Origin of the sequence: Sphaerospermopsis sp. FACHB-1194 (genome assembly GCF_014696235.1) — a bacterium.
Lineage (GTDB): Bacteria > Cyanobacteriota > Cyanobacteriia > Cyanobacteriales > Nostocaceae > Sphaerospermopsis > Sphaerospermopsis kisseleviana.
Genome location: NZ_JACJPU010000001.1, coordinates 62,976 through 76,904, shown reverse-complemented (window position 1 = coordinate 76,904; position 13,929 = coordinate 62,976). Strand labels below are relative to the sequence as shown.

General features: G+C 38.4%; 16 protein-coding genes. 8 read left to right on the top strand and 8 right to left on the bottom strand.

The window, feature by feature from the left end; all coding sequences use genetic code 11:
• Positions 1 to 91 precede the first annotated feature (91 nt).
• Positions 92 to 1,561: an aminotransferase class I/II-fold pyridoxal phosphate-dependent enzyme gene (locus H6F45_RS00340; RefSeq protein WP_190346246.1), complete on the bottom strand. Its 1,470-nt coding sequence runs from the start codon at positions 1,559 to 1,561 to the stop codon at positions 92 to 94.
• A gap of 253 nt (positions 1,562 to 1,814) precedes the next feature.
• On the opposite strand from H6F45_RS00340, the gene H6F45_RS00335 reads away from it, so the two are divergent.
• Together H6F45_RS00335 and H6F45_RS00330 are read left to right on the top strand one after the other, a co-directional pair.
• Entirely contained in the window at positions 1,815 to 2,054 is a 240-nt protein-coding gene (locus H6F45_RS00335; RefSeq protein WP_096571628.1) for a DUF433 domain-containing protein, read from the top strand.
• Positions 2,038 to 2,364: a DUF5615 family PIN-like protein gene (locus tag H6F45_RS00330; protein ID WP_137667840.1), complete on the top strand. Its 327-nt coding sequence runs from the start codon at positions 2,038 to 2,040 to the stop codon at positions 2,362 to 2,364. The genes H6F45_RS00335 and H6F45_RS00330 overlap by 17 nt, the downstream gene beginning before the upstream one ends.
• A gap of 50 nt (positions 2,365 to 2,414) precedes the next feature.
• Here H6F45_RS00330 and H6F45_RS00325 read toward each other — a convergent pair whose 3' ends face one another.
• From H6F45_RS00325 to H6F45_RS00310, 4 genes are all read right to left on the bottom strand, one after another.
• Complete coding sequence (locus H6F45_RS00325) at positions 2,415 to 3,329, bottom strand: methylenetetrahydrofolate reductase (protein WP_190346152.1); 915 nt, start codon at positions 3,327 to 3,329, stop codon at positions 2,415 to 2,417.
• 117 nt (positions 3,330 to 3,446) lie between these two features.
• A complete protein-coding gene (gene trpS / locus H6F45_RS00320; RefSeq protein WP_190346151.1) occupies positions 3,447 to 4,454 on the bottom strand; it encodes a tryptophan--tRNA ligase in 1,008 nt (335 codons plus the stop codon).
• 167 nt (positions 4,455 to 4,621) lie between these two features.
• Positions 4,622 to 5,029: a transcriptional regulator gene (locus tag H6F45_RS00315; protein WP_137667842.1), complete on the bottom strand. Its 408-nt coding sequence runs from the start codon at positions 5,027 to 5,029 to the stop codon at positions 4,622 to 4,624.
• A 58-nt stretch (positions 5,030 to 5,087) separates the two neighbouring features.
• A complete protein-coding gene (locus H6F45_RS00310; RefSeq protein WP_347237693.1) occupies positions 5,088 to 5,312 on the bottom strand; it encodes a type II toxin-antitoxin system HigB family toxin in 225 nt (74 codons plus the stop codon).
• A gap of 243 nt (positions 5,313 to 5,555) precedes the next feature.
• Here H6F45_RS00310 and H6F45_RS00305 point away from each other — a divergent pair, with 243 nt between their 5' ends.
• The gene (locus H6F45_RS00305; protein ID WP_190346150.1) at positions 5,556 to 7,136 is read left to right on the top strand and encodes a B12-binding domain-containing radical SAM protein; all 1,581 of its coding nucleotides are present in this window, start codon (positions 5,556 to 5,558) and stop codon (positions 7,134 to 7,136) included.
• Positions 7,137 to 7,252: 116 nt separating this feature from the next.
• Positions 7,253 to 7,717, top strand: coding sequence for an SRPBCC family protein (locus H6F45_RS00300; protein WP_096571634.1), 465 nt, complete (start codon positions 7,253 to 7,255; stop codon positions 7,715 to 7,717).
• 112 nt (positions 7,718 to 7,829) lie between these two features.
• On the opposite strand, the gene H6F45_RS00295 is transcribed toward H6F45_RS00300, so the two are convergent.
• Both H6F45_RS00295 and H6F45_RS00290 read right to left on the bottom strand, forming a co-directional pair.
• Entirely contained in the window at positions 7,830 to 8,036 is a 207-nt protein-coding gene (locus H6F45_RS00295) for a hypothetical protein (protein ID WP_190346257.1), read from the bottom strand.
• Entirely contained in the window at positions 8,026 to 9,303 is a 1,278-nt protein-coding gene (locus H6F45_RS00290; protein ID WP_137667846.1) for a CCA tRNA nucleotidyltransferase, read from the bottom strand. Before H6F45_RS00290 ends, H6F45_RS00295 begins: the two co-directional genes overlap by 11 nt.
• Before the next feature lie 149 nt (positions 9,304 to 9,452).
• On the opposite strand from H6F45_RS00290, the gene H6F45_RS00285 reads away from it, so the two are divergent.
• The 3 genes from H6F45_RS00285 (at position 9,453) to H6F45_RS00275 (ending at position 11,286) form a co-directional block, all read left to right on the top strand.
• Positions 9,453 to 9,701 (top strand): Ycf34 family protein, encoded by a 249-nt coding sequence (locus H6F45_RS00285; protein WP_096571636.1) that lies wholly within the window; start codon positions 9,453 to 9,455, stop codon positions 9,699 to 9,701.
• A gap of 200 nt (positions 9,702 to 9,901) precedes the next feature.
• The gene (gene tsaB / locus H6F45_RS00280; RefSeq protein ID WP_190346149.1) at positions 9,902 to 10,561 is read left to right on the top strand and encodes a tRNA (adenosine(37)-N6)-threonylcarbamoyltransferase complex dimerization subunit type 1 TsaB; all 660 of its coding nucleotides are present in this window, start codon (positions 9,902 to 9,904) and stop codon (positions 10,559 to 10,561) included.
• A 41-nt stretch (positions 10,562 to 10,602) separates the two neighbouring features.
• On the top strand, positions 10,603 to 11,286 hold the full coding sequence (locus H6F45_RS00275; RefSeq protein WP_190346148.1) for a Uma2 family endonuclease: 684 nt from the start codon (positions 10,603 to 10,605) through the stop codon (positions 11,284 to 11,286).
• A 157-nt stretch (positions 11,287 to 11,443) separates the two neighbouring features.
• On the opposite strand, the gene H6F45_RS00270 is transcribed toward H6F45_RS00275, so the two are convergent.
• On the bottom strand, positions 11,444 to 12,712 hold the full coding sequence (locus H6F45_RS00270; RefSeq protein ID WP_190346147.1) for an acetylornithine/succinylornithine family transaminase: 1,269 nt from the start codon (positions 12,710 to 12,712) through the stop codon (positions 11,444 to 11,446).
• A gap of 131 nt (positions 12,713 to 12,843) precedes the next feature.
• Between H6F45_RS00270 and H6F45_RS00265 the strand changes: the two genes are divergently transcribed.
• Positions 12,844 to 13,908, top strand: a complete 1,065-nt coding sequence (locus H6F45_RS00265; protein ID WP_272110014.1) for a potassium channel protein — start codon at positions 12,844 to 12,846, stop codon at positions 13,906 to 13,908.
• Positions 13,909 to 13,929: the final 21 nt, after the last annotated feature.

Sequence of the window (13,929 nt, the reverse complement as noted above, 5' to 3'; positions counted from 1 at the left end):
GGTGACAGGTGACAGTGAAGAAAGCAGGGGAAGCAGGGGAAGCAGGGGAGAATATTAACTTTTGCCTCCTGCCTTCTGCCTCCTGCCTTCGTTAAAACATCTCTACTTTCACTACTTTTAAAGTTTGCAAAGTTGAATCAACACAACCGCTAATAAATCCCCCTAAAGACTGAATTTTTTGGAGATATTCTATAGCTGGTTTTGTGATTAGTTCCCCAGGCATTAATACAGGTATTCCTGGGGGATAGGGACATATATTTTCTGCACAAATTCTATTTACTGTTTTCTCTAAAGGTAGGGTTTCACTATCAGCAAAAAAAGCTTCACGGGGCGAAATGCACATAATATGATCTATTATAGCATCGTTTCTATATTTACATATTTTGTACTGACTTGTCAATTGTGGTATCTCAGTTACTTTTTTAAACCCTTGTATTAATTCGTCAATATCTGATTTATTGTTACCTAAGCTAATAATAAAAGTGAGATTTCGTAAGGATGAAAATTCAGATGTTACACCCATTTCATTGAGCATATCTTCAGCATCAAAACCCGTTAAACCTAAGTTGGCAATATTCACAGTCAAACGGGTTTTATCCAAATCAAAAAAGCCATTTTTATTAATTTGGGGGATCTCTAAAACTGATAAACTGGGAATTTGACTAATTTCAATTCTTGCAATTTCCGCTAACTGCAAAGTTTGAGACATCAAAATTTCCCCATTAACTGCCATTTGGTGACGTGCAGCATCAAGAGAAGCTAAAAGAATAAAACTCGGACTTGTAGATTGAACTAATTGTAATGCTTTATTTAATCTATTAATATTAATTCTATTTCCTTGACAATGTAACATTGATGCTTGAGTCATTGCACCTAATGTTTTATGAATAGATTGTATTGTTAAATCTGCACCTGCGGTTAAAGCTGAGATAGGTAAATGGGGATGAAAATGAAAATGTGCGCCATGTGCTTCATCAACAATTAAAGGAATATTATATTGATGGGTAATTTGGGCAATACTTTTTAAATCTCCACACACACCGTAATAAGTTGGGTAAACCATTAGCACAGCTTTAGCATCAGGATGTTTGGCTAAAGTTGCTGTTAAATTTTCTGGTGTAATGCTGTGTGTAATATCTAAATTTTCATCATATTCAGGATTGATAAAAATAGGAATTGCACCAGAAAGAATTGAACCAGCAATTACAGAAGAATGCACATTTCTGGGCATAATTATCTTATCATTCATCCTGCAAGTAGCGATAATTGCGGCTTCAATTCCGCTGGTAGAACCATTAACTAAAAACCAAGTTTTTTCCGCACCAAAAGCCTCTGCGGCTAATTCTTGTGCGGCTAAAATTGCGCTTTCAGGAGTGAATAAATTATCTAATTCTGCCAGTTCCGTTAAATCAGCGCGAAAGACATCTTTACCGATTAAATCGGTTAAAATTGGGGAAATTCCTGCACCGCGTTTGTGTCCAGGGGTGTAAAATGGTGCATGGGGACGAGAGATGGAAGTTTTGAGAGCATCAATGAGGGGGGTTTGATTTTGGTTGAGCATTTTTGGGCAAAATGAAGCGTTTAGAGCTTCAGGTAAAAGGTTAACTTCTAAGGTAACTTGGATAGTGATCGCATCTAACTCAATAAATATGATCACTTTAAATATGATCACTTTTTCAATTAACTAAGCTTCCCCACCCCTGCTAAATCCAAAATCGGCGCGATCGCCTTCTTCGGGGGCAACGATCGCACTTAACCTGATAAATGCGATTGCGTTAAAATTCAATTACACCCTGATATTTCTGATTTTAAATATGATAAATTCTTTCCAGCGATCATTACTGTCTGTGGTTCATAGTGATCCCGACATTTTAGGAGGAATCCCTGTTTTTGTGGGAACTCGTGTGCCAATGAGAACCCTACTTGATTATCTTGAAGCTGGTGATTCATTAGAGGTATTTCTAGATCATTTCCCTAGTGTTAGTCGGGAACAGGCGATCGCAGCCCTTGAATTAGCAAAGGAAATGCTGACAGCTTATGCGAATCCTGCTTGATGAATGTGTACCAAGACCTCTAAAGCGTGAATTTTCTGATTACAAAATACAGACAGTTGTTGAGATGGGATGGTCAGGAAAAAAGAACGGTGAATTGTTGCGGTTGATGAGTCAGGAAGGATTCACAATTTTGCTTACTACTGATCAAAATTTGCGTTATCAACAAAATTTACAGCAAGCTGGTGTGGCAGTCCTCGTTCTCATAGCACTGAGTAACAAGCTCGCTGATTTACTTCCTCTGATACCAGAGACTCGTAAGGTGTTGAATACAATTACTCTGGGAGCAGTGATTGAAATTGGAGGCTTATGAAATTTGATCAGCGATCGCACCTAATTTAATAAATGCAATCGCTATTTATTCTAACTAACTTTCTCCACCCCCGCTAAATCCAAAATTGGCGCGATCGCCTCTTCTTTTTTCACCGCCATAATATGCACTCCCTGACACAAACCCCGTGCCATCTGCACTTGTTCGGCTGCAATTTTCATCCCTTCCTGTAACGGATGTTTGGCTTTTTCCAATCTCTCAATAATATGATCAGGAATATTCACACCAGGGACCATCCTATTAATAAACTGGGCATTTTTCGCCGACTTCAAAAGAAATATTCCCGCCAAAATAGGTTTATTGTAACGAGATGCAATTTGATCCATGAATTTTTCTAATTTTTCAAAATCAGTAATTAATTGACTTTGAAAAAATTGCGCTCCCGCTTCTATTTTCTTTTCAAACCGACTTTGTAAACCTGACCAACTTTTAGACTGTGGATCAACTGCTGCACCTGCAAACAAATCTAATGCGCCATCATTTAGGGTTTTATGATTAAAATCAACCCCCTCATTCATGTTTCTAATTAACTGCAATAATCTGATAGATTCTAAATCAAAAACAGCTTTGGCATCGGGATGATCACCTGCTTTTACAGGGTCGCCGGTTAAGGCTAAAATATTCCGAATACCCAAAGCATGAGCGCCCATTAAATCTGCTTGTAATCCGATTCTATTGCGATCGCGGCAAGCAAATTGACAAATTGGCTCAATTCCATGTTGCAATAAAATTGCTGAAGCTGCTAAAGGTGACATTCCTAACACAGCGCGGCTACCATCGGTAATATTGACAGCATGAACTCTCCCCTTAAGAGTCGCCGCCATTTCAATGGTATGGGTGATGTTTCCCCCTTTGGGTGGTGCAACTTCCGCAGTCACTAAAAATTCTCCTGCTTGTACTGCTTTACGGAAGTTGTTTAATGTACTGGTTTTATGACTATCCTGCATAATGCAAATTTAATTTTGAGTTTTGAGGTTTTCTTCAAGAGTAAAACAAATTACCTTTCTAGCTTAAACAGATCCCCGACTTCTTGGAGAAATCGGGGATCTTATATCTTCTCAAAATTACAACCGCGCTGTATAACCTAACGCAGCTTTCACATCTGCTAAAGTTTGATTAGCTATAGCTTCCGCTTTTTCTCTACCATCTCTTAACACTGATTCTAAATAACCTTTTTCTGCCATTACCTCCTTATATTTATCTTGAATTGGTTTTAAAGCATTTATCGCTGTTTCTGTCAATAAAGGTTTAAATTGTCCCCAACCCATATCCGCACATTCTGACGCTACCGCTTCCTTAGTCTTCCCAGACAGCAGCATATACAAAGTCAACAGGTTATTACATTCCGGTCTTTCTGGATCATCAAAGGTTAAACCGCGTACTGGATCAGTTTTACAACGTTTGATTTTATTTGTAATTTGATCTGGTGGATCTAAAACATTGATTCTACTTAACTCCGATGGATCAGATTTTGACATTTTCTTTGTCCCATCGGTTAAACTCATTACCCTTGCGCCTTCTTTTCTAATTAAAGGATCGGGTAATTTTAATACAGGTTTATCTTTAGCAAATTGATGATTAAACCTGTTAACAATATCCCGCGCTAGTTCTAAATGTTGCTTTTGGTCTTCACCCACTGGAACTTTATCCGCTTGATAAAGTAAGATATCCGCAGCCATCAAAACGGGATAAGTCAACAAACCCGCACCAACGTTTTCACCTTGTTTAAGTGCCTTTTCCTTAAATTGAATCATATCTTGCAACCAATTTAAGGGAGTGATGCAGTTTAACAACCAACAAAGCTCACTGTGGGCAGAAACGTGAGATTGGACAAAAATGTTAGAATGTTGTAAATCAATGCCACAAGCTAAATATAAAGCAGCGATGGTGTAGGTATCAGCCGCTAAGGTGGCGGGGTTATGTGGTACTGTGATGGCGTGTAAATCTACCACACAAAAGAAATTTTCATACTGGTCTTGAATTTCTACCCAGTTGCGAATAGCACCCAAGTAATTACCCAAGTGTAAGTTACCAGTTGGTTGAACTCCCGACAAAACGCGCTGCTTACCCATAATTATTTCTTAGTTATCTCCTCTTCCCCGCTTTGTTAGGTGGCGGTTACATGATTTATTTTAGTAGTGATTAGTCATTAGGGAGTGATCAGATCCCCGACTTCTTTTGTTTATTGTGTCAATAAATTGTAAATTGATCTGAGAAGTCGGGGATCTAAGTATCAGTATTATTCAACTAAATAACTAGGATTTATTTTAAAAACCACCGCTAAATCTTGAATTTCCTTTTCTGTTAATTGCCGTTTACCATTGAGAACATCTAAAACTATTGACTCACTTTCTAAAATAGAAACTAAATCCTTTGGTTGTAGTTCTGATTCTTCTAACAATGCTTGAAGTAATGCAACACCTTTGAGAGTAGGCATTTTTTCATGTTGCTGTTCATAATCATAAACAAGAGTACCTAGAACCTTGAGATAGTCTTTATCATCTTGTGTAATATTTCCTTGATCCAAAATAGAATTTATCTGATTTTGGGTAGCAATTAATTCTTCTTCATTGGTAATGGGACGTGGGGGAAATGTAGTAATTAACTTTATATAGTAGTTACTAGGAGTTTTTAAACCAATCGTCATTTTTCCAATTCTCCTTATCATATTCATCGTGAGTGAGTACAGCGCGTATAAATAATATTTAAGACTTGTAATCTATATAGGTTATAAGTCGATAATGATTACCTTTGATATTAAAAACAGTAAAGTTACCAACTAAGTCCGCTGATGGGAAAATTTCTCTAATATCATTAAAAGTTAACAATTGAGAATCCGATATACGCTGATACCATAGTAACAGTCCTAATTCTGATTGGGAATGTTTTTCCCAAAATTCTCTAAGTATTCTTTTGCTAATCACACGCATTCAGGTTACAACAAGATATTATAGCTATTTTTAGGTAAATTTACCACATATTTGTCTTCATGATCTAGAAGCAGATCATTTTTTACTGAACTGTATTTCCTCCATAACGCATCCATTTCTTTTATTAAGAATTAAACTTCATAAATCTGTACCTCCAGAGGGATAAAAGCTAACTGATCCAGCTTTTATAGTTCAAGACTAAATGGGTATTTAGACATAAAGCAAATCTGGGGGATATGCTTGATGAAAGCTTTATTAATATGGCCGATCATGCCTAATTCTTTTTGGTCTTATCAGGAAACTCTTGATTTGGCTAATTTACGTGCTACAAATCCCCCCTTGGGTTTAATCACTGTAGCAGCAATGCTACCAAATGACTGGGAAATGAGATTAGTAGATCGCAATGTTCGTTTAGAAACTGATGCAGATTGGCAATGGTGCGATATTGTCATTATCTCAGCAATGATTATTCAAAAACAAGATTTTGGTGAATTAATTAAAAAAGCTAAAACATTAGGTAAAAAAGTTGCAGTCGGTGGACCATTTGCCACATCTGTACCAGAATTTGCCCTAGAAGCAGGAGCAGATTATTTAATATTGGATGAAGGGGAAATTACTATTCCCATGTTTTTAACAGCTTTAGAAAAGGGAGAAGAAAAGGGTATTTTCCGCGCTACAGAAAAACCAGATGTTACCCAAACTCCTATACCAAGATTTGATTTATTAGATTTAGATGCTTATATAGCAATGACGGTACAGTTTTCTCGCGGTTGTCCCTTTCAATGTGAATTTTGTGATATTATCACCCTTTTTGGACGTAAACCCCGCACGAAAACACCAGAACAAATTTTGGCTGAATTAGAAGTATTATATCAGATGGGTTGGTGGCGTTATGTGTTTATTGTTGATGATAATTTTATCGGTAATAAACGTAATGCCAAAGTATTTTTAAGGGCATTAATTCCCTGGATGGAAGAACGTAATTATCCCTTTGCTTTATTAACAGAAGCTTCTTTGAATTTAGCCGAAGATGATGAGTTATTAGAATTGATGGTTAAAGCTGGTTTTGTCCAGGTATTTATGGGGATAGAAACCCCTGATGTAGAAAGTTTAGCGGGAGTAAATAAAGAGCAAAATACTCGGACTTCATTAGTTGAATCCTGTCACAAAATTACCAAGGCTGGCTTACAAATTATGTCTGGTTTTATTTTAGGATTTGATGGTGAAAAAACGGGTGCTGGTAAACGGATTCAAGAGTTTGTGGAAGAAACGAGTATTCCCCAAGCCCATCTCAGTTTATTGCAAGCATTACCAAATACAGCAATGTGGACTCGTCTGCAAAAAGAAGGACGTTTAATGGATGGTTTAGGTAAATATTTTACTTCTCAGAAAGCTTTGATGAATTTTGTTCCTACCCGTCCGATGTCGGAAATTGTTACCGAGTTTATTGATACTTTTTGGAATCTTTATGAACCATTACCATATCTAAAACGGACTTTCCGCCATTTTATGATGATGGAAGGTTGGCGGGCTAAATATCAACGTACTTTAACAAAAGCAGAGTGGGATTTTTTAAAGGCTATTTGTTGGAGACAGGGAATATTACGTTCTACAAGATTTCATTTTTGGTGGCAATTAATAGTCATGGCATGGCGTAAACCAAATTTATTATATGATTATTTAATTGTTTTAGGTGTGGGTGAACATTTCTTTAAGTTCCGTTATGAAGTAAAAGCTGAACTAGCAGCAGAATTAGCATTATTACAGCAGCAAGAATTGGAGAATAAAGAAACTGCAAGTTTGCAATTAGAAGCTGTGAGTTAAGAAACTGTAAATTAATTTTAACAAAGCCGAGTATTTGAGCCTGAGATATTTCACAAATAAGATAGAATTGCTATAGTAGCTTATGATAAACATAGCAATAGCCTTATTAATAAAAAATGTCCCAGGTTTTAGAACAATCAATTAAAATTAATGCTCCTGCTACGTTGGTAGAACAATGTTTAACTGATTTAACTTTAATGCACCGTTGGCTTAACCCTGTTCTCCGTTGCGAACCTGTGGGAGAAGTGTGGAGTACAGAACTAGGTAGTCGTAGTCGGTTTATGATTCAAATTCCGGTGATTAAACCTACTTTAAATACTGTGGTGATTGAAAGACAACCGGGTTTGATAGTTTGGGGGTTTAAAGGGTTTTTTCAAGGGTGCGATCGCTGGGAATGTCAACCATTTCCTAAAGGTACACTTTTAATTAACCGCTTTGAGTTTAAAATTCCTAACCCTGTTGTTAGTTGGGGTTTTAATACTTTTGCTGCATCTTGGACAAAAGCCGATATGGAAGCACAACTCAAGAGATTTAAACGAGTTGCAGAAGAATTAGCACGCTCTCCTAAGTATGCTAAATAGGAGGCAGGAGGCAGAAGGCAGGAGGCAGGAGGGAAATATTTTTACCCAGTCCCCAGTCCCCAGTCCCCAGTCCCCAGTCCCCAGTCACTAGTCCCCAGTCACCAGTCCCCAGTCACCAGTCCCCAGTCCCCAGTCCCCAGTCCCCAGTCCCCAGTCCCCAGTCCCCAGTCCCCAGTCCCCAGTCACCAGTCCCCAGTCCCCAGTCCCCAGTCCCCAGTCCCCAGTCACTAGTCCCCAGTCCCCAGTCCCCAGTCACCAGTCCCCAGTCACCAGTCCCCAGTCCCCAGTCACCAGTCACCAGTCCCCAGTCACCAGTCACCAGTCACCTGTTTAGCAAATTTTAACGCTTCCTGGGCTGTATTAATTTTACCCTCAGCTTGAGCGATCGCAATTTCACTCAAGATTTTACCCACAAGTGGCGACGCAGGAATATTTAGTGCTAAGATTACCTCTTTACCACTCACTAACGGTGAGGGGTGAGCTACCAAATCATCAGGGTTCAAGTAACGGTCGATTAAGGGTACATAAACGCATAGCGAATTATCGCCAGACATCGCCCCTACTACAAGATCATCTGCTAAGGCTAAGACAGTTGTAGCACTAAAAACAACTCCCACGTCCTGAAACAAAAAATACTGTTCTCGTAAGGACATATAACTAGCTTTTTTGAATTGCGGGAACAGTCGCAGGGACGTAGTTACACCCCGAATTTCTGCACGGCTATAGGTTAATTCCTGTAATTCGATTTCTGCTATTTCTGGGTTAGGGTGAAGTAAACACGCGAGTTTAGCAATAGCTAACCAAGTGGTTTTGACAGTATCACGGACAGGTTTTTGTAGTTCTTCCCCTAACTGTGGATATGTTTCTCTGATCAAGTTGTATGCCTGATCAACTGCGGCTAATTTCTCCAAGCTTTCACGGTTAGCATTTGTAAAAAAACTAGCTAATAAATTATCTTCCCAAGCACTTTTTAACCAAGGCGTACCTTGATAACTGTCTAAAAGATAACTAATTTCTACCCGTACTCTTTCGGATGCAACTTTATTAATATCTGCGGCTAAGGTGCGAAGGGTGGTTTGGGTAGTTGGTTCTATTGTAAATCCCAGTTGTGCAGCTTGACGATAGGCACGCATTAAGCGCAAAGGGTCATCTTGCAGATTTTCGGGTGATATCATCCGTAATAAACCAGCTTCTATGTCTGCACAACCTTGGAGGGGGTCAATAATTTCCTGGGTGTGGGGATTATAGGCGATCGCATTGATGGTAAAATCCCTTCTGTGTAAATCAGTTAATAAACTATCCCCTTCCTGTTGGGCAAAATCAGCAGTAGCATGAGGAAAAACCACACGGGCAATATTTCTTTCAGCATCCAGTAACACAAAACCAGCATGATAATGTTTGGCGATCGCCCTTGCAACTTTCACCGCATCATCTGGGATCATAAAATCTAAATCTAAATATTCTCGACTTCTACCCAAAATCGCATCCCGCACCGCACCACCCACCATGTAAGCTGGTTGTGGCAACCATTCCAAGCTAAAAGGCCAATTTTGGGCATCTAGAATATCAACAATTGAATTATTCATCTACTGATTTACCAAAAATTCTGACTCCTGACTCCTGACTCCTGACTCCTCAATTCTCACTATTGTAATAAAAATCAACCCACTAACTAATGCTGAATATTTTGTCCTAAGCTACATTAACTATAAAGGTTCTAGGAGTTGGTTCTATTATGTGTATTTGCGTGAACTGCCACTATGTAGACCGTTGTGTAACCTACAACGCAGTAGAAACACAACACCAACAACCCCACTTAACAGAAAATCCCGATTTTGACCCCAATGAACCCTCGATTAATGTTAATATTCGCACAAAAGATGACATTATTGAAATGGAATGGGATGTTGTTGGTTGTCTCAGCTTTAAGAAAGAAATGGGTAAATGGTCTCAATTACGTCCTGGTGAATTAGTACCCACTTGAATTTTAGATTTTGGATTTTGGATTTTAGATTTTGTTTGATTTCAATTTGTAGAGATGTTTTCTAAAATGTCTCTACTTTATATTTGTGTAATTTATTGATGATTTATGGAGTAACAAACCACAGAGGACACAGAGAAATGATGTTTTTATTTGATATTATATTATAATTTACTTTGTTTATTTATTTTCAATCAACTACCTTGAACAATAATCTAGAAACTCTACCTGAAAAAAAATACGCTTTAGCACTGCACACTACTACACCGGAATTAGGTTTAGTAATTAGCAATTTTGCAGAGGATACCCGCGCCCATGTTTGGAATTTAGGACGTGAGGTATCTAGTCATATTCATCAATATTTAATTGATTTAATTAAACCTCAAAAATGGCAAGATTTACAATTTATTGCTGTGGCTAAGGGTCCCGGAGGTTTTACAGGTACTCGCATCGGTGTGGTTACTGCTCGTACTTTGGGACAACAGTTAGAAATTCCGGTTTTTGCAGTTTCTACTTTAGCTGCATTTGCCTGGTATGAAAAAAGTAAAAATTCAGAAATTCAACCAATTTTAGCTATTGAAATGCCCGCCCAAAGAGGTCAATTTTTTGGGGCAATTTATCAAATTAATGCTGATAATTCTGGTATTAATGCTTTATTAGCAGATACTGTTTTTACACCAGAAAAATGGCAGGAAACTTTAAATAATTGGCAAACTGAATATCAATTAATTAAAGCCACATCTAGTTTAGCGGCAACTGTCACCAGTATTTTAGAATTAGCTTATTTAGATTGGCAACAAGGTAAACGTCCTCATTGGTCTGAAGCTTTACCCTATTATGGTCAACATCCTGTAGATGTTTAATAATAGAATTAATTAATGGTTGAATTAGTGGGTTAAACATTATGACGCTGACTCAAGATACTATCAAACCTGTGCAATTAATTCCACCTTTGGAAAATGGTGATAGACTTACTCGTTCTGAGTTTGAACGTCGTTATCATACCATGCCAGATGTGAAAAAAGCAGATTTAATTGAAGGAATTGTTTATATGGCATCACCTGTAAGAATTAGAAGTCATGGAAAACCCCATGCTTATATAATGGGTTGGTTAGCAACTTATGAGTCAGCTACACTAGGTGTAGAACTAGCGGATAATACTACTGTGCGTCTAGATGCAGATAACGAACCTCAACCAGATGCACTATTAAGAATTGAAAATGGGGGACAGTCGCGGATAAGTGAAGATGATTATGTGGAAGGTGCGCCAGAATTGATTGTAGAAATTGCGGCTAGTAGTGCGGCTATTGATGCCCATGATAAACTTAAAGTATATCGGCGAAATCAGGTACAAGAATATTTAATTTGGCGAGTTTATGACGGTGAGTTTGATTGGTTTATTTTAAAAGATGGAGAATATCGACGGTTAGAAGCTAATGCTGATGGGGTTTTTTGTTCTCAAGTGTTTCCTGGTTTATGGTTAGATAAATCTGCTTTGTTAGCTGGGAATTTAGCTAAGGTATTAGAGATTTTGCAGCAAGGTTTAGCGAGTCCAGAACATCAAATTTTTGTGGAACACTTAGGATAATTATCAATTGATAATTGACAATTGATAATTGTTTGATTTTTCACACTTAACGAAAAGTCTTGAAAATGATGTAGAAAAATTCGTAATTGATAATCCTAAATTTACGAATTACGAATTACGAATTACGAATTACGAATTACGAATTACAAATTACCAATTATGCTGTAACTTTAGCTAATGCCTTTTCTACTGTGTGTAATGCTTGATTGATGTCTGTATCTGTGACAATTAAAGGAGGTACAAACCGCACGACTTTAGGACCTGCTGGTACTAATAATAAACCTTCATCCATCGCCGCTTTCACAACATCAGCCGCAGTTAAAGAACTATCTTCTTTTATTTCCATCCCATTGATTAAACCCCAACCCCGCACTTCGGAAATATGATGAGGATATTTACGGGCAATCATTTTTAACCCTTCCCGTAAATGTGCGCCTTGTTCTTGCACGTTCTCTAAAATATTCTCTTTTTCCAAAGCTTGGCACACACTTAAAGCTACACCACAAGCAAAAGGATTTCCACCAAATGTACTAGCGTGTTCTCCTGGTTCAAAAATATCACAGAATTTCTTACTCATCATTGCACCGATGGGGATACCGCCACCTAGTCCTTTCGCACTGGTGAAAATATCAGGTTCTACTCCTAGATGTTCATAACCCCATAATTTACCACTGCGTCCCATCCCTACTTGCACTTCATCGAAAATCAATAAAATGCCGGTTTCATCACAAATTTCCCGTAATCTTTGAAAATACTTCTTATCTCCAGGACGAACTCCGCCTTCTCCCTGTAAGGGTTCAATTAAAATTGCACCGACGCGATAATTTCCTTCATCCAACTCAGTAACAGCCGCTTCCACCTCTTTAATATCGTTATATTTGACATAGTGGAAACCAGGCACTAAAGGATCAAAGTTTTTTTGATACTTTGGTTGTCCGGTAGCGGTGACAGTGGCTAATGTCCGGCCGTGAAAACTGGCATGGGCGGTTAAAATAATGGGGTGGGCAATTTCTAAAACGGTGTGAGCGTATTTTCTCGCTAGTTTAATTGCTGCTTCGTTGGCTTCAGCGCCAGAGTTGCAGAAAAACACCCGATCTGCACAGGAATGATCTACAATCCATTTGGCTAATTCCCCTTGTTCGGGAATATAGTATAAATTAGAGACATGATGCAGTTTTTGAATTTGGCGTGTGACTGCCTCTACCATGACAGGGTGGGCGTGTCCCAAAGTACAAGTAGCTATTCCGGCCACAAAATCGAGATATTCCCTGCCTTGGGTATCCCAAACGCGACAGCCAGCACCTTGTTCTAAAGCTATGGGAAAGCGTCCGTAGGTAGACATCACCACTTGATTAAAACTGTCTGCACTAAAGGCATTCATATTTGAGGGATGTATCGGCTGTTCAACTAAACTTTGGATACTCACTACCGCACCTCCTGAAATTTTTAATTCTATAATCTATTTAGCAGGTTTTTCTAAATAATTCAAAATTTACTATAGTATGAGGAAGAAGTTTTTTTAACTTTTAATTTTTAAGTTTTAATTTTTAATCACCTGTGTATTCTACCCTTGAGCAAAAATATAAACGTATTCAACAAGAGTTAATGGCTGGGGCTGTAGCCCTAGTCTTTGTGTTCCTTAGTGGCACTTTATGGTATTGGTTGGTGGAGGGCTGGTCATGGGAAGATGCGGTTTACATGACAGTCATTACTTTAGCTACTGTAGGATATAGCGAAACTAACCCGCTAGAGAGTCGGGGACGTTTGTTTACAATTGTCCTGATTTTAATGGGTGTAATCAATCTCGGTTACATTGTCAATAGATTTACTCAAGCAGTAATTGAAGGTTATTTTCAAGAGGGTATTCGACTCAGACAACAAAGGCGTTTAATGGAATCATTAACTGGACATTATATTATCTGTGGTTTTAGTCGGACTGGACGACAAATCGCTAAGGAATTTCAGGCTGAAGGTGTGTCTTTTGCAGTGATTGATTCTGATTTTGAATCTGTGCAACAAGCTCAGTCAGAAGGTTATATTGTCTATCAGGGTGATGCTACCCTGGATGATACTTTGTTGAAGGTTGGTATTGAACGGGCAATTTGTATTGTGGCAGCGTTGCCTTCTGATGCGGAAAATTTATATACTGTTTTATCAGCAAAAACTCTCAATCCTCATATTCGGGCGATCGCACGGGCAAGTACAGAAGAAGCTGTACAAAAATTACAAAGAGGTGGGGCAGATGCGGTGATTTCCCCTTATATTACTGGAGGTAAACGCATGGCTGCGGCTGCACTCAGACCACAGATTTTAGACTTTGTAGATGGGATGCTTTCTGGTGCAGATCGTCAATTATATATGGAAGAATTTTTATTAGATGCGGCGTTCTGTCCTTTTGTGGGGCAAACTTTACAAAAAGCGAAATTGCGATCGCAAACTGGCGCATTAGTTTTAGCTATTCGTCGCAGTGATGGTAATCTCATTGGTGGACCAACGGGAGACACTGTTTTAATGTCAGGAGATACGCTAATTTGTATGGGTACGGCTGAACAACTGCGAAGTTTAAATCAAATTCTTGGACCTATTAATTCTCAACAACTAAGAAGACCAAAACAAAGTTAAGATTTGGGTTAAGATTGGGGA